The following is a 17,206-nucleotide window of genomic DNA, read 5'->3' as shown; positions in this document are numbered from 1 at the left end:
TATGGGGTACGGACACACACTCACGCTAACCGCGGAAACGTCCTCGCCGAATTGGAGTGTTTCTCGATGATCCACGACGATCCGATCATGAGCAGCGTGGCCGCCATCGGGTTGAGCACGCCGGCCACGGCCGCCCCGATGGCGAGGATGTTGTAGGTCCAGCTGAGCACCATGTTGCGGTCGATGATCCGGCAGATCCGGCGGCTGTGTGCCAGCAGCCGGGCCACGGAGGTGACCGTGTCCGGCAGCACGACCACGTCGACGCCCTCGTGCCCGACCTCCTTGTTGAGGTCCAGCGCCTCCGTCTCACCCATGAGGATGCCCACGTCGGCGGCGCGCATCGCCTCGACCACGGTGAGGTCGCCGATCATCGCCACCGTCTTGCCCTGCGTGTGCACGCCGCGCACGGCCCGGACCTTGGCGTCCCGGGTGATGCCGGCGAGCACGTTGTCGATGCCCAGCCGGTCGGCGAACCGCCTGGCCACGGGGTAGGTGTCGCGGGAGAGCATGATCGTCTCCACGCCCTGCTCCTCCAGCAGCTCGATGCCCTTCTCCGCGTCCGGGCGGGTCGAGTCCAGCAGCGTGATCACGCCCCGGTCCACCCCCTGCCAGCGCACAACGAACGGGGTGCCGCCCGACACCGCGGCGGCCGCGAGCGTGCCGGTGAGATCGGACATCGTGCGCGGGCGCCACAGCATGGCCTCCACCTGACGCGGCACGTAGGTGCCGTCGCTGTCCGCGATGGGCAGCTCCACCAGGCCGGTGAAGGCACCGCCCGGGGTGAGCTCCACCCGGCTGACATCGATCCAGTGGGGGACGTTCGCGCTTGTCGACGCCTCGTCGTCCCGGTCCCTGGATGCCCGGGCCGCCTTCACCAGCGCCTGCGAGGCCGGATGGCCGGATTCCATGGCCAGGGCGGCGGCGACCCGGAGCACCAGTTCCGAGTGCTCGCCCCGCGCGGCGACGACATTCTCCACCCGCATCTCGTTGCTGGACAGCGTGCCCAGGCGGTTGAAGATCGCGGTGTCCACCTCGTTGAGCCGGCGCAGCGTGGAGCCGTCACGCACCATGACGCCGCTTCTCGCCGCGGCCTCGATGCCGTGGCGGATCGCCAGCGCGGGCGAGAGCGCCAGGGCCACCGGGGCCACCGAGGCCAGGACCGCCAGGGCGGTGGCCACGGCCGAGTTGATGTTGCCGGTCACGAGGTACCACAGCAGGAAGTCGGTGACGGCGATGGCGACGGCCGCGGGGATGAGCACGGAGGCGAACTTCGTGGACAGCATCGTGGCCTGGTTCTGCCGCCAGTTGGCCACCTCCACCCAGCGGTGGACCGCGGCCATCCGGGTCGCGTGGCCGGTGCGTTCGACGCGCACCTTGATCCGGCCGTCGCGGTTCTTTGTGCCGGCGTAGACGTACGAGCCGACCTTGACCTCCCGGCCCTCCTCGAACTCGGTGTCCACCAGGCCCGGGGACACGTGGCAGGAGCCGCCGATGATCGCCCCGTCGACCGGGATGATCTGCCCCGCGCCGACGACGACGTCGTCACCGACGTTGACCTCGCCGAGGGTGAGTTTCTCCGGCCGGGAGCTTCCCGAGCGATGGTGGGGTTTGGCCACCAGGGCGGGCTGCGTCGGCGACGGGCGACGGGCCTCCATCTGCTTGAGCAGGCTCGCGTGGCTGCGCATGGTCACCAGACGACCCGCGAGCAGCACGACGGTCATGACGCAGGCGACGTCGAGAAACAGCTCGCCCTCGGAGATTCCCCCGTGGTCGAAGGCGAACCACGTCGGGCTCGAGTGCCAGCCCAGCTCACCCACCCCGGTGAAGGCCAGGACGATGAGCGACCACAGGTAGGCCACGATGATGGCCACCGCGCTGGCGCCGTCGAGGGCCGAGATGCCACGGCGGATGCCGCCGACCAGGGCCCGGTGGAAGGGCAGCGCGCACCAGGTGACCACGGGGGTGGCCAGGCCCAGCGACCACCACTGCCAACCGTCGAACTGCAGGGCCTGCGAGTACATCATGGCCACGACGGGGACCGAGAGGACCAGGGCGACGAGGAACCTCGTCGGGGAGACCAGTTCCTTGGCCGTGTAGAGGACGTCGCCGTCGGAGTGGGTGTCCGGGTCGCCGTACTTGCTGCTGTGGTCGAGGAATCCGGCGGCGCGTGCGCGCTGGAGCTCTCTGGCCTCCTCCGCCAGGTGCCGACGGGTGCTGCCCGGCATCTTGCGGAGCCGCGCCGGATCGGACAACCGGGAATCCGGGCCGTGCAGCTGGCTCGGGGTCAACAGGCGACGGCGCAGGGATGAGTCCGTGAGGACCGCGTCCACGCCGAACTCCGCCAGCACCGCCACCAGCTTCTCCAGCGACACCGTCTCGGGCGCGGTGAGGTAGGCGGTCGCCGAGGGATAGACGATCCGGGCGCGCACGCCGGGCAGGCGACCGAGGGCGGCCTCTATCTCCCCGAGATCGGCCGCGGAGCGCAGACCCGTGAGTTCGAAGGCGTAGGAGATGTTGCGGGAGGAATCGAGCTCGCGGTCGGTGTCATCGCCGGAGAACAGACCGGCGGCACGTGCGGCGTTCCGCGCGTCGTCGATGGCGCAGGTGACGTCGTCGCTGACCCGGAGATCATCTGTGGACATGCTCCGGAATGCTACTCCCTACCGCCGGACGAAGCGGTTGCATGCCGGTCGGTAGGCGAACACCGCGGCGAAGGCCAGCAGCGCGATGATCACCAGCGACGCCGGGCCGGACACCCGGACGAAGAGGCCGAGCGCGTTGACCACGATGGATGCGACGAGGAATCCCGCCCACCACCCGCGGTAGCGGCCCTTCAGCAGCTGCGGCGACAGCGCCGCCAGCGCCAGCCCGCCCACGAGGTTGCCCCACGCGACGATGCGCTGATTCATGATGTAGGTGTCCACCACCTCGTCCGGCACCTCGGTGCGGGAGGTGCCCACCGAGCTGAGCAGGACCATGCCGGTCACCAGCATGACCACGGCGGCCAGGACCGCGAGCCCGAATCCCCAGCGCATCGGCCGCGGGGTGGGGCCACCGGACTCCCCGGTGCTGTGGCCCGGGTTGTACTCGCGCCCGAGGGGGCTGGGGAACATCGACATGGTGGTCTCTCCTCTATTTCCGGGCGGGTGTGTCGGCGTCGGTGGGGGCGGTCGAAGCGAGGTAGTCCACCGACTCCTTGCGGCCGGAGAACACCAGGCCGAGGACTGCGGCGACGGCGACGATGAGCTGGAGGGAGCCGTCGAGAAGCATGAGCCAGACGGGGACCCCCGGGCTTATCGTGCCGCCGGCGAAGACCAGCAGGCCGCGGAGCCCGAAGTACAACGAGAACACCATGAGCAGGCGGCGCGAGCCGTCGGCCAGCCGATGGCGCGAGGCGTAGAACCGCAGCGCGACCGCCAACCCGACGAGGACCAGCAGGCTGATCAGGCCCATGAGGGCGATGGAGCCGTAGACCGTGAGTTCGATCAGCGTGTCGCTGGCGCCCTCGACGCTCGTTCCCGCAGACTCCGCGGATTCCCGCGCCGCGGCGGTGAGCTCGGCCGGATCGAGGACCGACATGGTGATCTGGGTGATCTGGTGGACCAGCTCCACGGCCAGGGCCACGGCCCACGTGGTGATGGCCAGCCGGACGGCCTCGGGGCGTTTTGTGCCGAGGTCTGCTGCGGTGCTCACGATTCCTGCCGCAGTTTCTTGGCCGCGTCGACGGCGAAGTAGGTGAGGATCTGGTTCGCACCCGCACGTTTGATGGAGGTCAGGGACTCCATCATCACGGCGTCGCGGTCGATCCACCCGTTGCGCCCGGCCGCCTCGATCATCGCGTATTCGCCGGAGACCTGGTAGGCCGCCACGGGGACCGGGGACATCTCGGCGACCCCGGCGAGCACGTCGAGATACGGCAGGGCGGGTTTGACCATGACGAAGTCCGCGCCCTCGTCGATGTCCAGCTGGGTCTCGAGCATGGATTCCCGGTAGTTCGCGGGATCCTGCTGGTAGGTGCGTCGATCTCCCCGCAGGGAGGAACCGACGGCCTCGCGGAACGGGCCGAAGAAGGCGGAGGCGTACTTGGCGGAGTAGGCCATGATGGCCACGTCCTGATGGCCGGCGTCGTCGAGAGCCTCGCGGATGGCCAGGACCTGCCCGTCCATCATGCCGCTGGGGCTGACCAGGTGGGCGCCCGCGTCCGCCTGGGCCACGGCCATCTTCTGGTAGAGCTCCAGTGTGCGGTCGTTGTCCACGACGCCGTCGACGACCACGCCGCAGTGACCGTGGTCGGTGAACTCGTCCAGGCAGGTGTCGGCCATGACGAGGAGGTCGTCGCCGAACTCCTCGCGCAGCGCGCGGACCGCGACGTTGAGCACGCCGTCCGGGTTCCACGACTCGCTGCCCTCGGCGTCCTTGTCGCTGTCCAGCGGGACCCCGAACAGATCCACGCAGCGCACGCCCACCTCGAGTGCCTCGGAGACCGCACTCTTGAGCGAGTCCAGCGTGTGCTGGTGGACCCCGGGCATCGAGGAGATCTCCCGCGCCTCGGTGATGCCGTCGGCGACGAACATCGGGAGGATGAGGTCAGCGGGGTGCAGCCTCGTCTCCGACGTCAGTCTCCGCATCGCCGGGGTGGTGCGCAGGCGGCGGGGGCGACGGAGCGGGGTGGAGACAGGGAGTTGCGGGGGGTGTGAAGCGTTAATGGCCGTTCAGATCCTTCAGGAGTCAGGGGCGATCGGAAATCAGTTGCCGCCCCATCCTAACGGAACCGCTCAGGCGCTCCGGGAGCCGTCCGAGCCTTCCGGCTCGAGCTCGGTCTCTCCGGCCGCACCCTCGTCGGTCGCTTTTCGACGCGCGCGTCGTTTCTTCCGCGCCGGCGGCAGCTGCCCGGCAGAGCGCAGCTCGGCGACGTGCTCGGCCAGCGCATCGACAAGGTGCTCCATGTCCGCGACATCGGGGACGACGTCGACCCGCAGGCCGAGCTCTCTGGCCGTGGCCGCGGCCATCGGGCCGATGGCCGCGATGATCGTGCGCTGGTGCGGCTTGCCGGCGATGCCGACGAGGTTCTTCGCCGTGGAGGAGGAGGTGAAACAGACGGCATCGAAGCCGCCGGACTTGATCATGTCGCGCACCTCCACCGACGGGGGCGAGGCCCGGACGGTGCGGTAGGCGACGATGTCCTCCACCTCCCAGTCCAGGTCCGACAGGCCGTCGACAAGCGTGTCCGTGGCGATGTCCGCGCGGGGCAGCAGCACCCGGGAGACCGGGTCGATCTCCTCAACGTAGGTCGGGAACACGTCGACGAGGCCGGCAGCGTTCTGCTTCGTCTTCGGTGGCAGCAGCTCGGGGGTCAGGCCGCGATCGAGCACCGCCTGGGCCGTCTTCTCCCCCACCGCGGCGAGATGCACACCGGCGAAGGAACGGGAATCCAGCCCGAGCTCGGTGATCTTGTCCCACACCGAGGTCACCGCGTTGACCGAGGTGAACACAATCCACTGGTAACGCCCCTCGATGATGCCCCGGATCGCCCGGTCCATCTGCGCGGGGTTGCGCGGCGGCTCGACCGAGATGGTCGGCACCGACTGCGGGATCGCGCCGTAGGTGGCCAGGCGGGCGCTCATCGCGGCGGCCTGGTCCTTGGCGCGGGGAACGAGCACCCGCCAGCCGTACAGCGGGCGGTTCTCCCACCAGGAGTACTTCGTGCGTTCGTCGACACCCGTGCCGAACGTGACCACGAGCTGGCCCGGCAGGTCGGCGTTGAGCTTGGGCAGCAGGCCCAGCGTGGTGTCGTAGGTGCGCTGCAGTCGGGTCGTGCCGTTGACGGTGACCGACGCCGGGGTCTGGGGGTCAAAACCCTGCGCGAGCAGCTCCGTGGCGATCACGGGGAGATCGTCCGCGGTGGCCTGCAGCACCAGCGGCTGGGGGGCCGCTGCGAGCTGGGCCCAGTCCGTGTCGCCGTCGCCGACGTTGGCCTCGGTGTACGTGGAACCCAGCGCGATGCCGGCGAAGGACGGGACCGTCGACGGCAGCGACATGCCGGGCACGACCTGGAAGTCCAGGCCGGCGGCGGCGGCGGCGGCGATCTCGGCCTTGACGCCGTCGCTGGTCAGCGGGTTACCGGCGACCAGGCGGACGACGTTTCCGGTGCCCTCACCCTGGGCGAGGGCCGCGGCCGCGTCATCGAGCGCCTGCGTGAGCAGCTCGACGGTCTGCTGCGGATCCTGCGCGCTGATTTCGCGGATGTCCGCGGCGGTGGGGGCCGCTGGGCGGGCGGGCTTGCGCCGGGCGCCCGCCTCCTTGGCCTCGGCGCAGAGACGCTCGTACGCTTCGTCGGCGGCATCGACTATGGCCTTGGGCACGGGCAGGTGCTCGGCCACCACCTCGCGGATTCCGGCGGAGACATCGGCGTCCGTGACGGCGATGGCGTTGTCCGCCAGCACTTCGCGGGCGCGGACCGTGAGGAGATCGGGATTACCCGGTCCAGCGCCGACGAAAACGATCGTCCCCCGTCGGGGGGTCGAGAGGGCCTGGGTCATGGGGATCTTTTCTAGTCTCGGAAGCGTCGGTCACCCGCACAGCGGGCGCACCCCGGCAGACGGCGAGCAGTCGGCGTAGCGGGGGCGGTCTTTCGCGGCGACCCCGGTGAGCAGCGGTTACAGCTAAAGGGGGCCTATGTCCACCCGTGGTGGATGCCGTGTGGTATCCACAACCATAGGGCAGGGGACCCCAGAAAGAAAAACGTCAACCGGCCTGCCCGGAACACGTCCCGGGCCGGATCAGGCGCCGATGGCCTCCGCGTATTCCTCCGCCGCCGCCAGGCCCGGGGTGGACAGGACGATGCGCCGGAACGTCGCCCCCTGCAGGTGGAGAACCAGGCCGGGTCCGCGGCGGTGGCACAGGGCGAAGGTGCGGTCGCCGCTGCCGTCCTCGGACACGACCGTGCCCGAGCGGGTCAGCCCGGGGACCTTCGCGGACTGCTCGTAGCGGCCCTCGCCGACGGCGTCCCAGGTGTCGGTGACCACGGTGACCCCGGTGATGGCGCGGCGGGGAATGGTCAGGTGCGAGCGGCGGATGGCGGCCTTCTCCCACCAGAAGAGCTGCACACGCACCCGGTCGGACTGGACATCCAGCCGTGCCATGGCGGGCTACTTCTCCATGACGGCCGCGGCGCCGTCGGCGAGCAGCCGCTCGGCCACCTCGACGCCCAGCGCGTGGGCGTCGCTGCCGGTGGCTTCCGCGGTGAGCTGTTCGGAACCGTCGACGGCGAAGACCCCGGCGCGCAGGTGGATCGTGCCGTCCTCCGCGCGGGTCGACCATGCCGCCACGGGGGCGGTGCATCCGGCCTCCAGGCGGGCGAGCACCCAGCGCTCGGCACGGGCGCAGTCGAAGGCCCCGCTCTCCAGCAGGGTGTCGATGGCCTCGCGCGCACGGACATCGTCCGCGCGGCATTCGATAGCCAGTGCCCCCTGGGCCGGCGCCGGGTAGAGCTCCGCGGGGGTGAACACCTGGGTCGCCCGCTCCTGCAGGCCGACGCGGACCAGGCCGGCGTAGGCGAGCACCACGGCGTCGAGCTCGCCGCTGGTGACCTTGCCCATCCGCGTCTCGATGTTCCCGCGCAGCGGGCGGATGTCCAGGTCCGGGCGCTGGGCCCGCAGCTGCGACACCCGGCGCGGGGCGGAGGTGCCCACCCGCGCGCCGCGGGGCAGTTCGTCCAGGGTGAGTCCGTCGCGGGCGATGAGCGCCTCCCGGTTGTCCTCCCGCACGGGCACGACGAGGTGGAATCGTTCGTCGGGGGCCGTGGGCAGGTCCTTGAAGGAGTGCACCGCGAGGTCACACTCCCCCGAGGCCATGGCGTCGCGCAGCGCCTGGGTGAACACACCGACGCCGATGCGCTCGACCGGCGCCATGTTGACGTCGCCGGCGGTGGTGATGATGGTGAGCTCGGCGTCGTGTCCCGCCTCGATGAGCGCGTCGCGCATGTGCCCCGCCTGCGTGGTGGCGAGCAGCGATCCCCTCGTGCCGATCTTCAGCTTCTGTGTCGTCACTGGCCTGCGATCCTTTCCTTGAGCTTCCGGCCCCTGCGGCCGGCGGTGTCCTCCTCGGGCAGTTCTGCGGCATCGACGGCCACGGCGGTGGTGTCGATCACGGAGCCCAGCCCGAAGAGCTGCTGGAGCGCGGTCTCGTAACTCAGCGATCCCGAGTCTGCTGCGAGTCGTTTGGCCTGAATCGTCGGCTCATGGAGAAGCTTATCGACGACCCGGCGCACCGTCCGCGAAATCTCCGCGAATTCCTCGTCCCCCACGTTGTCCAGCTTCGCACGCAGCCGCGCGAGCTCGTCCTCGGCGATGTCGTTCGCCCCCTTGCGCAGGGCGGTGACCGCCGGGGCGACGTCGCGCACGCGCTGCGCCGACGAGTAGGCCTCGAGTTCCTCGGCCACGATCTCCTGGGCCCTGCGGTGCGCGACGGAGGTGGAGTCACGCGAGGTCACGGACTTGTGCAGGGACTCAATGTTGACCAGGCCGACCCCGTCCAGCCCGGCGGCCGCGTCGTCGATGTCCCGCGGCAGCGAGAGGTCGATGAGCATGAGCCGGTCATGGCGGTCGGCGGGGATGTCGGCCGCGGTGATGGTGAAGTCGTCGGCGCCCGTGGCGGAGACGGCGAGGTCGACGTCGCCAAGCACCTGCGCGCGGGAGGCGAAGTCGATGGCCTCGGCCGCCACCCCCGCCTCCCGGGCATGGGAGGCGAGGCGCTCCGCCCGGGCGAAGGTCCGGTTGGCGACGATGATCTTGTCCACCCCCAGCCGGCCCAGATGGGTGGCCGCGAGCGAGGCCATCGCCCCGGCGCCGAGGACGAGGGCGGTGCGGCCGGCGAGGGTGGTCGTGCCCAGCTGGCCGAGGGCGTCGCCGATGGCGAAGCTCACCATGGAGGAGCCGGCGTCGTCGATGGCGGTCTCCGAGTGCACACGTTTGCCGGTGCGCAGGGCCGACTGGGAGAGCGAGTGCAGGCCGGGTCCGACCGTGCCCTTCTCCGCGGCCTCCTGGTACGCGGCGCGTACCTGGCCGATGATCTGCTGCTCACCCACGACCATGGAGTCCAGGCCGGAGGCGACCACCATCAGGTGCTCCGCGGCGGCGTCGGCGTAACGCACGTAGAGGAATCCGCGCAGGGTGTCGGTGTCGACCCCGGAGATCTCCTCCAGGACGGTGACCACGTCACGCACGCCGGCGTGGAAGGAGTTGGTGACCGAGTAGACCTCGAGGCGGTTGCAGGTGGAGATGATCATGGCCTCGGACAGCGACTGCTGCCCCACCAGCGACGTGGCGGCGTCCTCGCGGATCCGGTCGTCCATGCTCAGCCGCTCCAGCAGCGTGACGGGCGCTGACCGGTGCGACATGCCGACGACGAGAACACTCACAGATTCCTCCAGGGTCTACCGCTCCCCGCACCACGACGGGCGGGTTCTATCCAACCAAAGACTACCCCCGGACCCACGGGTGCCGTTAACCCGCCCTGTTTCCCGCCAGCTCGGCGGCGAGCTCCTCGTCGTCGACCTCCCAGCAGGCGAATTCCTCGCCGTCGATGACCACCACGGGGACCCGGTCGCCGAATTCCATGGCCAGCTCCGGGGATTCATCCACGTCGCGCAGGGTGAGCCCAGCTCCCGCCCCCTCCACCACGGGACGGATCTGCTCCGCGACCCGCGCGCAGGACCCGCACGTCCGCCGGACCATCAGTTCCACCTGTCGTGCCATGCCTCTGCCCTTCGTCGCGCGCTCTCTGTGGCGCGCTCTGTGGCGTCACATTCTACGATGGGGGCTCACGAGCCACCCGCGCCAACCCCCGAAAGGTCTTGCCTGCCCTGTGAGTCCGGAATCAGCCGCCCCCGACGAGTTCCCCTCCTCCGCGATGGACTTTCTGTCCTCCTGGACCCTGTCCAGGGGCAACATCCGTAGCTGGGTGGAGGAGTTCGCCGCGCCGCCGCTGGGCGAGGACTTCCAGCGTGAGGCCGGTGAGGCCGCGGCGGAGGCGGCGATCTCCGAGGTCTTCGGGATCGAGTTCGACCAGTACACCTCGGGGGTCGACTCCGTCCACGGCTCCTACGCGGCGGCCGGTTCCCAGCGCCTGACCACCCCCGACCCCGACATTCCTGTCGATGCCGGCGCGGCGGCGTTCTTCGACGTGGACAACACCCTGATCCAGGGGTCCTCGCTGGTGCAGCTCGGCATGGGCATGGCGCGCGGACGGTTCTTCCGGCCCCGCGACGTCGGGTCCATGGTGTGGAAACAGGCCAAGTTCCGCCTCACCGGCAGCGAGAACGCGGCCGACGTGGCCAGCGGAAGGCAGCAGGCGCTCGAGTTCATCCGCGGTCGGGACGTGCGAGAGCTGGTGGAGCTCGCCGAGAAGATCGTCGACACCGCGATGATCGACAAGGTCTACCCCGGCACCCGGGAACTCGCCCAGATGCATCTCGACGCAGGCCAGCAGGTCTGGCTCGTCACCGCCACGCCCGTCCAGCTCGCCCAGGTGCTGGCGGAGCGGCTCGGCTTCACCGGAGCGCTGGGCACGGTCCCGGAAACTATCGACGGTCGGTTCACCGGTCGCCTGCTCGGGGACATCCTGCACGGCTCCGGCAAGAAACACGCCGTCGCCGCCCTGTCCGCGCTGGAAGGCCTGGACCTGGAGCGGTGCACCGCCTACTCCGACTCGGCCAACGACATCCCCATGCTCTCGATGGTGGGCACCGCGGTGGCCATCAACCCGGACAAGACGCTGAAGGCAGAGGCGCAGCGTCGCGGCTGGGCCGTGCGCGACTACCGCGGGGTCCGGCGGGCCGTGCGCACCTGGGGGGCGCCCGCGCTGGTCACGGCGGCGGTCTCCCTCGCCGGTGTCCGACGTGCCCGGAGAAACACGTCAGCCCCGGTCAACGACCGGGGCTGAGCATGAGCGGCAGGAATTTACTTGCCGAGTTTACGACGCTGAACTCGCGTACGACGAAGCATCTTGCGGTGCTTCTTCTTGGACATGCGCTTGCGACGCTTCTTGATGACGGAACCCATAAGATTTCCTCGTTTCGTTGTAGTACGTACCAAAAACCTGCCAGCCGACCCGCCACACCTCCGTGGTGCACACACGGTTGCGGTGACACCCGCGCCCCGGACAGGCGGCGCGGACATCGGATGCGTGATCGAGACCGACACGAATACTGCCCCAGCATAGCGGCCTTGCTGCGGGTGAACAAAAAAGAGACCCGCTCCGGCCCGGAGGCGGAGCGGGCGGGCACCGAGGAACCGGCACCCTGCAACTAAGACCTAGCCGGCCTCGTAGTACGAGGATTCGAGGTATTCGTTGACAGCCTTTTCATGCACACGGAACGATCGCCCCACACGCACCGCCGGAAGTTCACCGGAGTGAACCAGGCGGTACACGGTCATCTTGGAGACCCGCATGATTTCTGCGACCTCCGCGACGGTGAGGAACGTTCCTTTATCTTCGTTAGCCATAAAATATTCAACCCTTCAGCCACGTATCGCGCTGCAGGCTTCCCCTCCCGCAGAATCAACACGCACGTGTCTCAATCATCCTAGCGGGAAACGTGTGACTCTTGCGACTCAGGTTCCCCCGTGGGGTTGTCAGTGGTCCCCGTCCGAGGTGGTCGACGGGGCCCCGAGCTCTGCAGAGCGCTGCGCGCTGATCTCGATGGCGCGGAAGAACGCCCCGCGCAGGCCGGATTCCTCCAGCTCACGGAGCGCGGCGATGGTCACCCCGCCGGGAGAGGAAATGTTCGCGCGCAGCTTGGCCGGCTCGTCCTCACTGGTCTCGAGCAGCGCTCCCGCGCCCGCGGCGACACTGCGGGCGAGCTTCGTCGCCACGTCCCTCTTGAGACCCTGCTGCACGCCGGCCTCGATGAGCGCCTCGGTCATGAGGAAGTAGTAGGCCGGGCCGGCACCGGAGACGGCACTGACCACGTCCATGTCGTCCTCCCCCACGACGACGACATCCCCCACCGCGCCGAGCAGCTCGGAGACGGCGTCCATCTGGTCCTCGGTGACAAAACGGCCGGCGGCGCACGCGCTCAGACCCTTGCCGATGAGCATCGGGGTGTTGGGCATGACCCGGACGACCGGCGAGCCCGCCGACAGCGCATCCTCCATGGCCGACGTGGTCACCCCCGAGGCGAGGGACACGACGATCGAGCTGCCGCTCTGGTCGATCGTCTCGGACAGCTCGCCCAGCAGGGGCACGATCTGCGGCGGCTTCACACACAGGAAGATGTAGTCCGCGCCGTCGGCCGCGGCCTGGTTGTCGTCCGTGGTGCGGATCCCGTAGGTTTTCTCCAGGTACTCGGAGCGGGACCGGGTGCGGTTCGTGGCGATGATGGACTGGGGGTCGCGGTCAGCTGCGAGGAGGCCCGAAATCAGGGCCTCGCCGATGTTGCCTCCGCCGATAATTGCGATAGTGCTCATGCTGCCCCATAGTGCCAGAGCCTCCCCCGGCTCAGCAGAAAACCCCGCCTGCCCCCGGGGACTGCGGGGTGGGCGGGGCCGTGCTGGATGGCGCTTGACGGTGCTGCGGTCAGGTCAGAAGAGCACGAGCGCCGCGGGACCGAACGTCAGGACCAGGCCGACAAGGCCGGCCAGGGTCATGGACAGCCCGTCGCTGGCGGTGCGCAGCCGGTGTGTCACGGCCACCAGGGCCGCGGTGACCACGAGGGCGAGGACTACGACGAGCCAGACGTCGAGACGCGCCCACAGCGCCTGGAAGAGCAGGAACAGAACGATGCCGATGACGATGCCCACGATGGCCAGCACGACGGCGGCTCCGACACCGGAGCCTCCCTCGGTCTCGGCGTCCGGAGCCACCGGCTCCTCGACGCGCTCGGGGGCGATGTCCGCGGGGGCCGGAGCCGGAGCGGTCGCAGGCGCCTCGACGCGCGGAAGAACGCCGGTCTCCGTGGTGTCCTGGACGGCGGGCTTCCCCTTCGCCACCGGCCGGGGCTTCTCGACGACGCGGTCGATCACCCCGGTGTCGTCGTTGGACGGCGCGGCCTTCGCGGGCACGGCTTTCACGGGCTCGGCCTTAACAGGCTCAGCCTTCACCGGCTGTGCAGCCGGCTCGTCCAGGGGCACCGACGAATGCCGCGACTCCACGGGGCTCGCCTTGACGGCCTTGAAGGATCCGGTGAGCTCGGCGACGGAGACTCCGCCGTCCTCGAGGCTCCGGCGGCGCCGACGCTTCGGCTGCTCACCGGTGCCTGCGGACGCTGCCGCCTCCCCGCCCTGGCGGTTGCGGGCGAGCAGCTCGGCGACAGTCAGTTGTTTCTCATCGGCCATGGTGGCTTCCGTCCTTAATGTTCATTGTCAGTCCCTGTCCCAGCTCTAGTCCAGACCTTATTCGAGACTTTATCCAAGACCTTATTCAAGACCTTTGTCGATCCGGCGCAGAATCACGCCTTCTCGCAGCGCCCACGGGCAGATTTCCATCTGTTCCACCCCTAAGGCTCGCATACTTGCCTCGGCAACGAGGGCTCCCGCGACGATCTGGTGGGACCGGTCTGCGCTGATCCCCTCCAGCTCGGCCCGGTCCGCGGCGGTCATGCGCGAGATGAAGGCGATGAGCTGGCGCAGGCCGGGTGCGGTGAGGGTCCTCTTCACGAAGGGCCCGGCGGAGCTGGGTGCCGCGCCGGTCAGGCGCGCCAGTGTACGGAACGTCTTGGACGTTCCCACCGCCAAGCCCGGCTCACCGTAGCGGGCGAATTCTTTGGCGGGGCCCATCAGCTCGGCGTCGATGTAGTCGCGCAGCGAGTTGATCCGGCGCCGCTCGGGGGGATCCGTGTCGAACCACTGGTGTGTCAGCCGACCCGCGCCCAGGTCGAGCGAGCGCGCAAGATCCGGCTGCTCGTCCGTGCCGGTGGAGATCTCCAGGGAGCCGCCGCCGATGTCGAAGTTGGTGATCCGGCCGGCGGACCAGCCGTACCAGCGGCGCACCGCGAGGAACGTCAGCCTGGCCTCGTCCTCGCCGGAGAGCACCTCGAGGCGTACCCCGGTCTGCTTCTCCACGTAGTCGAGGACCTCGTCGGAGTTCGTGGCCGAACGCACGGCGGAGGTGGCGAAGGGAATCATCTCGCGGCAGCCCAGCTTCTCGACGATCTCCGCAGCCTCACCGACGGCACTGGTGAGTTTCTTTTTCCCCTTGTCGTCGATGGCGCCCGAGTCGTCGAGCATCTCCACCAGTCGCAGGGTGGTCTTCCAGTCACTCATCGGGGCCGGTCGTCCACCACCGGTGGCGTCGACCGCCACGAGGTGGACAGTGTTGCTGCCCACGTCTAATACACCTAATCGCACACGTACAGGGTAGACGGTCTACCTTGGTAAAGCGTGAATCACCCGCCCGAACCCCCGGTCAGCACTCCCGTACACCTCGGCTTTCCCGCCTCGTCTCCGGCCGCGGCCTCCATCCGGGCGGGCCGGGAGCTGCCGCCCGATTTCCCGCGGGAGTGGTTCGAGTTCACGGATCCGACGGATCCCGAGCATGTGTTCTCCATCGACCTGACCTGGGTGGAGTCGTTCTACACCTGCAGGTTCGGCCAGCCCGAGTGCCACGGCATTGACGCCGCCCTGCCCGACGTGGGGTGCTGCACCCACGGTGCCTACCTCGCGGATGAGACGGACCGCGATCAGCTCTACGACGCGGTGGCGGAGATGCCCGCCAAGTACTGGCAGCACCGTCCCCGCCGGACGGATGCGTTCCTCGCCGACGCCGAGGCGGTGGAGGTGGAACCGTGGCTGGACTGGGACGAGCTCGACGACGAGGACGGCAACCCCGAGCCGGCGCTGAAGACCAGCGTCGTGGAGGGGGCGTGCATCTTCGCCAACCGCTCGGGATGGGAGACCGGGCCCGGATGTGCGCTGCACCAGTGGGCGATCGCGGAGGGGCGGGAGGTGACCGTCGTCAAGCCCGAAGTGTGCTGGCAGGTGCCCATGCGTCGCCACGAGGCGTACGAGGACCGCACCGACGGCGTGGAGATTCTCCGCACCACCATCGGCGAGTACGACCGCCGCGCGTGGGGCGGCGGGGGCGAGGACTTCGACTGGTGGTGTTCCACTGACTCCGCGTGCCACGTGGCCCAAGAGCCGATGTGGCGGGCGCAGAAGACGGAACTCATCGCCATGATGGGCGAGCCGTCCTACGAGGTCCTGGCCGCGCACTGCCGCAGCCGCGAGGACGTGCCGCGGCTACGGCACCCGGCGAGCAGTCAGATCTCGAACTTGTAACCCAGCCCGCGCACGGTGACGAGGTGGCGGGGGCGCGAGGGCTCCTCCTCGATCTTGGAACGCAGGCGCTTGACGTGCACGTCGAGGGTCTTGGTGTCGCCGACGTAGTCCGCGCCCCAGATCCGGTCGATGAGCTGGCCGCGCGTGAGCACCCGGCCGGAGTTGGAGAGCAGGTACTCCAGCAGGTCGAACTCCTTGAGCGGCATGGGGACCGGCTCGCCGCCCACGGTGACGGTGTGGCGGCTGATGTCCATCTTCACCCGGCCGCCCTCGAGGATCTGCGAGTCCGAGGTGGGTTCATCCTCGGCGATCTCGCCGCCGCGGCGCAGCACCGCGCGGATACGCGCGATGAGCTCGCGGGAGGAATACGGTTTGGTGACATAGTCGTCGGCGCCCAGCTCGAGGCCCACGACCTTGTCGATCTCGGAGTCGCGGGCGGTGACCATGATGATGGGCACGTTCGACGTGGCGCGCATCTGCTTGGCGACGTCCGTTCCCGCCATTCCGGGAAGCATGAGGTCGAGCAGGACAATGTCGGTCTCCCCGCGCTCGAATTCGCGGAGTGCGGACGGCCCGTCGACGACGGTGACAACCTCGAACCCTTCCTTGCGCAGCAGGAACGCCAGCGGATCGGCCAGCGATTCCTCATCTTCCACGATGAGAATCTTTGTCATACCGTCTTGTCCTTTCCGAGGGAAGCCACCCTGGTGACCGCTTTCCGAAGACCTGTCTCCCTGCCTTCACCCACCTCGTCCTCATCACCCTCCGGCGTGGCGGCCGGGACGTAGATGGGGAGCTCGATGGTGAAGGTCGACCCCGTTCCGGGGCGGGACCACAGCCTGATGTTACCGCCGTGGTTCGCGACGACATGCTTCACAATAGCCAACCCGAGTCCGGTGCCGCCCGTCGCACGGGAACGGGCTCTGTCCACGCGGTAGAAGCGTTCGAACACCCGCTCCTGATCGGCCGGTTCGATGCCCATTCCGCGGTCGGTGACCCGGATGTGCACGACCCCGTCCGTCACCTTCTGCGTGACGGAGACGGGCATGGCCTTCGGCGAGTAGTTGATCGCGTTGGACAGCAGGTTGCTCACCGCAGTGACCAGGAGCGAGCGGTCGCCGATGACGACGACTCCCGACGGGTCGCTCTTGGTGAGCTCGATCTCCGCCGCCTCGGCGGTGAACTGGTTGCGCCTCATCGCCTCGGTGATGATGTCGTCGACACGCACCGGGGTCATCTCCGGGAGCGCCTCCGCGCCCTGCAGCTTGGACAGGGAGATGAGTTCGCTGATGAGCTCGCCCAGGCGGTGGGATTCGTCGAGGAGTTTGCTGCCGAAGTACTCCACGTGTTCGACGTCGTCCGGCGAGTCCAGCAGCGCCTCGGCGAGCAGGCTCATGCCCCCGACCGGGGTTTTCAGCTCGTGGGAGACGTTGGCGACAAAGTCGCGGCGGGCGTTCTCCATGCGCACGGACTCGGACTCGTCGGTGCCGTAGATGATGAGGAACCGGTCGTCGACCAGCGTCAGCGGCTTGATCAGTGCCCGGACCTGGGTGACCCGGTTACCCGTGCGGCGCTTGGGCACGGAGAGCTCGATGTCCCGGGACTCCTTGTCGCCGAACACCTGCTTGGCCGCGGTCCAGATTTCCGGGTTGATCGTCCGGTCGTGCACGATCGCCATCTCGTGGGCGCGGGGGTTGGAGAGGATGACGTTGGCCGCGCGGTCGACGACCGTCACCGCCGTCGGTGAACCCTGGGTGGCCAGGTGCAGCACCTGGCTGACGGTGGTGACCTGGTTGTCCTCGAGGGTCGCCGACGGCCGGATGGTGTTCAGCCGGGTCCGGAAACGGGAAGCAAGCGGGAGCCCGATGGCCGCAGCCAGGACTCCCGCGAGAAAGGCGAGAAAAAGTTCCACGGTGTGAAGTGGCGCGCCG

General features: G+C 69.0%; 18 protein-coding genes. 2 read left to right on the top strand and 16 right to left on the bottom strand.

From position 1 onward, the window contains the following. Positions 1–20: 20 nt before the first annotated feature. From CDOO_RS02285 to CDOO_RS02245, 9 genes are all read right to left on the bottom strand, one after another. The gene (locus tag CDOO_RS02285) at positions 21–2,642 is read right to left on the bottom strand and encodes a heavy metal translocating P-type ATPase (protein WP_018021371.1); all 2,622 of its coding nucleotides are present in this window, start codon (positions 2,640–2,642) and stop codon (positions 21–23) included. Between the two features lie 18 nt (positions 2,643–2,660). Beyond that, positions 2,661–3,119 carry a hypothetical protein gene (locus tag CDOO_RS02280; RefSeq protein WP_018021372.1) on the bottom strand — a complete coding sequence of 153 codons (459 nt, stop codon included), beginning with the start codon at positions 3,117–3,119 and terminating at the stop codon, positions 2,661–2,663. Positions 3,120–3,132: 13 nt separating this feature from the next. Continuing rightward, positions 3,133–3,693, bottom strand: a complete 561-nt coding sequence (locus CDOO_RS02275) for a hypothetical protein (RefSeq protein WP_018021373.1) — start codon at positions 3,691–3,693, stop codon at positions 3,133–3,135. Next, positions 3,690–4,628: a porphobilinogen synthase gene (gene hemB / locus CDOO_RS02270; protein WP_051063995.1), complete on the bottom strand. Its 939-nt coding sequence runs from the start codon at positions 4,626–4,628 to the stop codon at positions 3,690–3,692. Before hemB ends, CDOO_RS02275 begins: the two co-directional genes overlap by 4 nt. A gap of 147 nt (positions 4,629–4,775) precedes the next feature. Next, a complete protein-coding gene (locus tag CDOO_RS02265) occupies positions 4,776–6,539 on the bottom strand; it encodes a bifunctional uroporphyrinogen-III C-methyltransferase/uroporphyrinogen-III synthase (RefSeq protein ID WP_018021375.1) in 1,764 nt (587 codons plus the stop codon). A gap of 240 nt (positions 6,540–6,779) precedes the next feature. Continuing rightward, complete coding sequence (locus CDOO_RS02260) at positions 6,780–7,142, bottom strand: hypothetical protein (protein ID WP_018021376.1); 363 nt, start codon at positions 7,140–7,142, stop codon at positions 6,780–6,782. A 6-nt stretch (positions 7,143–7,148) separates the two neighbouring features. Next, a complete protein-coding gene (hemC, locus tag CDOO_RS02255) occupies positions 7,149–7,982 on the bottom strand; it encodes a hydroxymethylbilane synthase (protein ID WP_051064020.1) in 834 nt (277 codons plus the stop codon). Positions 7,983–8,044: 62 nt separating this feature from the next. Then, on the bottom strand, positions 8,045–9,418 hold the full coding sequence (locus CDOO_RS02250; RefSeq protein ID WP_018021378.1) for a glutamyl-tRNA reductase: 1,374 nt from the start codon (positions 9,416–9,418) through the stop codon (positions 8,045–8,047). A gap of 85 nt (positions 9,419–9,503) precedes the next feature. Further along, a complete protein-coding gene (locus CDOO_RS02245) occupies positions 9,504–9,755 on the bottom strand; it encodes a glutaredoxin family protein (protein ID WP_018021379.1) in 252 nt (83 codons plus the stop codon). Between the two features lie 109 nt (positions 9,756–9,864). On the opposite strand from CDOO_RS02245, the gene CDOO_RS02240 reads away from it, so the two are divergent. Beyond that, positions 9,865–10,941 carry an HAD family hydrolase gene (locus tag CDOO_RS02240; protein ID WP_018021380.1) on the top strand — a complete coding sequence of 359 codons (1,077 nt, stop codon included), beginning with the start codon at positions 9,865–9,867 and terminating at the stop codon, positions 10,939–10,941. Between the two features lie 17 nt (positions 10,942–10,958). On the opposite strand, the gene CDOO_RS13515 is transcribed toward CDOO_RS02240, so the two are convergent. The 5 genes from CDOO_RS13515 to CDOO_RS02220 all read right to left on the bottom strand — a co-directional run bounded on the left by CDOO_RS13515 (position 10,959) and on the right by CDOO_RS02220 (position 14,345). After that, positions 10,959–11,060, bottom strand: a complete 102-nt coding sequence (locus tag CDOO_RS13515; RefSeq protein ID WP_003855542.1) for a 30S ribosomal protein bS22 — start codon at positions 11,058–11,060, stop codon at positions 10,959–10,961. 252 nt (positions 11,061–11,312) lie between these two features. Beyond that, a complete protein-coding gene (locus tag CDOO_RS02235; protein WP_018021381.1) occupies positions 11,313–11,504 on the bottom strand; it encodes a helix-turn-helix domain-containing protein in 192 nt (63 codons plus the stop codon). 129 nt (positions 11,505–11,633) lie between these two features. Further along, entirely contained in the window at positions 11,634–12,467 is an 834-nt protein-coding gene (gene proC, locus CDOO_RS02230; protein WP_018021382.1) for a pyrroline-5-carboxylate reductase, read from the bottom strand. A 114-nt stretch (positions 12,468–12,581) separates the two neighbouring features. Further along, positions 12,582–13,334, bottom strand: coding sequence for a hypothetical protein (locus tag CDOO_RS02225; RefSeq protein WP_018021383.1), 753 nt, complete (start codon positions 13,332–13,334; stop codon positions 12,582–12,584). A gap of 81 nt (positions 13,335–13,415) precedes the next feature. Next, positions 13,416–14,345 carry a Ppx/GppA family phosphatase gene (locus CDOO_RS02220; RefSeq protein WP_038573200.1) on the bottom strand — a complete coding sequence of 310 codons (930 nt, stop codon included), beginning with the start codon at positions 14,343–14,345 and terminating at the stop codon, positions 13,416–13,418. 33 nt (positions 14,346–14,378) lie between these two features. On the opposite strand from CDOO_RS02220, the gene CDOO_RS02215 reads away from it, so the two are divergent. After that, positions 14,379–15,275 carry a DUF3109 family protein gene (locus CDOO_RS02215; protein ID WP_018021385.1) on the top strand — a complete coding sequence of 299 codons (897 nt, stop codon included), beginning with the start codon at positions 14,379–14,381 and terminating at the stop codon, positions 15,273–15,275. On the opposite strand, the gene CDOO_RS02210 is transcribed toward CDOO_RS02215, so the two are convergent. Continuing rightward, positions 15,257–15,949, bottom strand: coding sequence for a response regulator transcription factor (locus tag CDOO_RS02210; protein ID WP_018021386.1), 693 nt, complete (start codon positions 15,947–15,949; stop codon positions 15,257–15,259). The two genes, CDOO_RS02215 and CDOO_RS02210, sit on opposite strands and share 19 nt — an antisense overlap. Beyond that, a complete protein-coding gene (locus CDOO_RS02205) occupies positions 15,946–17,187 on the bottom strand; it encodes a sensor histidine kinase (RefSeq protein ID WP_018021387.1) in 1,242 nt (413 codons plus the stop codon). The genes CDOO_RS02210 and CDOO_RS02205 overlap by 4 nt, the downstream gene beginning before the upstream one ends. Positions 17,188–17,206 lie beyond the last annotated feature (19 nt).

It is taken from the genome of Corynebacterium doosanense CAU 212 = DSM 45436 (assembly GCF_000767055.1).
In the GTDB taxonomy this organism is placed as follows: Bacteria; Actinomycetota; Actinomycetes; order Mycobacteriales; family Mycobacteriaceae; genus Corynebacterium; species Corynebacterium doosanense.
The sequence above is the reverse complement of the archived record's forward strand: the minus strand, read 5'-3'. Positions and strand labels throughout refer to the sequence as shown.

Excerpts from the sequence above, each read along its gene's own strand:
- CDOO_RS02285 (WP_018021371.1), bottom strand. The coding sequence starts at position 2,642 with ATGTCCACAGATGATCTCCGGGTCAGCGACGACGTCACCTGCGCCATC.
- CDOO_RS02280 (WP_018021372.1), bottom strand. The coding sequence starts at position 3,119 with ATGTCGATGTTCCCCAGCCCCCTCGGGCGCGAGTACAACCCGGGCCAC.
- hemB (WP_051063995.1), bottom strand. The coding sequence starts at position 4,628 with ATGCGGAGACTGACGTCGGAGACGAGGCTGCACCCCGCTGACCTCATC.
- CDOO_RS02265 (WP_018021375.1), bottom strand. The coding sequence starts at position 6,539 with ATGACCCAGGCCCTCTCGACCCCCCGACGGGGGACGATCGTTTTCGTC.
- CDOO_RS02260 (WP_018021376.1), bottom strand. The coding sequence starts at position 7,142 with ATGGCACGGCTGGATGTCCAGTCCGACCGGGTGCGTGTGCAGCTCTTC.
- hemC (WP_051064020.1), bottom strand. The coding sequence starts at position 7,982 with ATGCGCGACGCGCTCATCGAGGCGGGACACGACGCCGAGCTCACCATC.
- CDOO_RS02245 (WP_018021379.1), bottom strand. The coding sequence starts at position 9,755 with ATGGCACGACAGGTGGAACTGATGGTCCGGCGGACGTGCGGGTCCTGC.
- CDOO_RS13515 (WP_003855542.1), bottom strand. The coding sequence starts at position 11,060 with ATGGGTTCCGTCATCAAGAAGCGTCGCAAGCGCATGTCCAAGAAGAAG.
- CDOO_RS02235 (WP_018021381.1), bottom strand. The coding sequence starts at position 11,504 with ATGGCTAACGAAGATAAAGGAACGTTCCTCACCGTCGCGGAGGTCGCA.
- proC (WP_018021382.1), bottom strand. The coding sequence starts at position 12,467 with ATGAGCACTATCGCAATTATCGGCGGAGGCAACATCGGCGAGGCCCTG.
- CDOO_RS02225 (WP_018021383.1), bottom strand. The coding sequence starts at position 13,334 with ATGGCCGATGAGAAACAACTGACTGTCGCCGAGCTGCTCGCCCGCAAC.
- CDOO_RS02210 (WP_018021386.1), bottom strand. The coding sequence starts at position 15,949 with ATGACAAAGATTCTCATCGTGGAAGATGAGGAATCGCTGGCCGATCCG.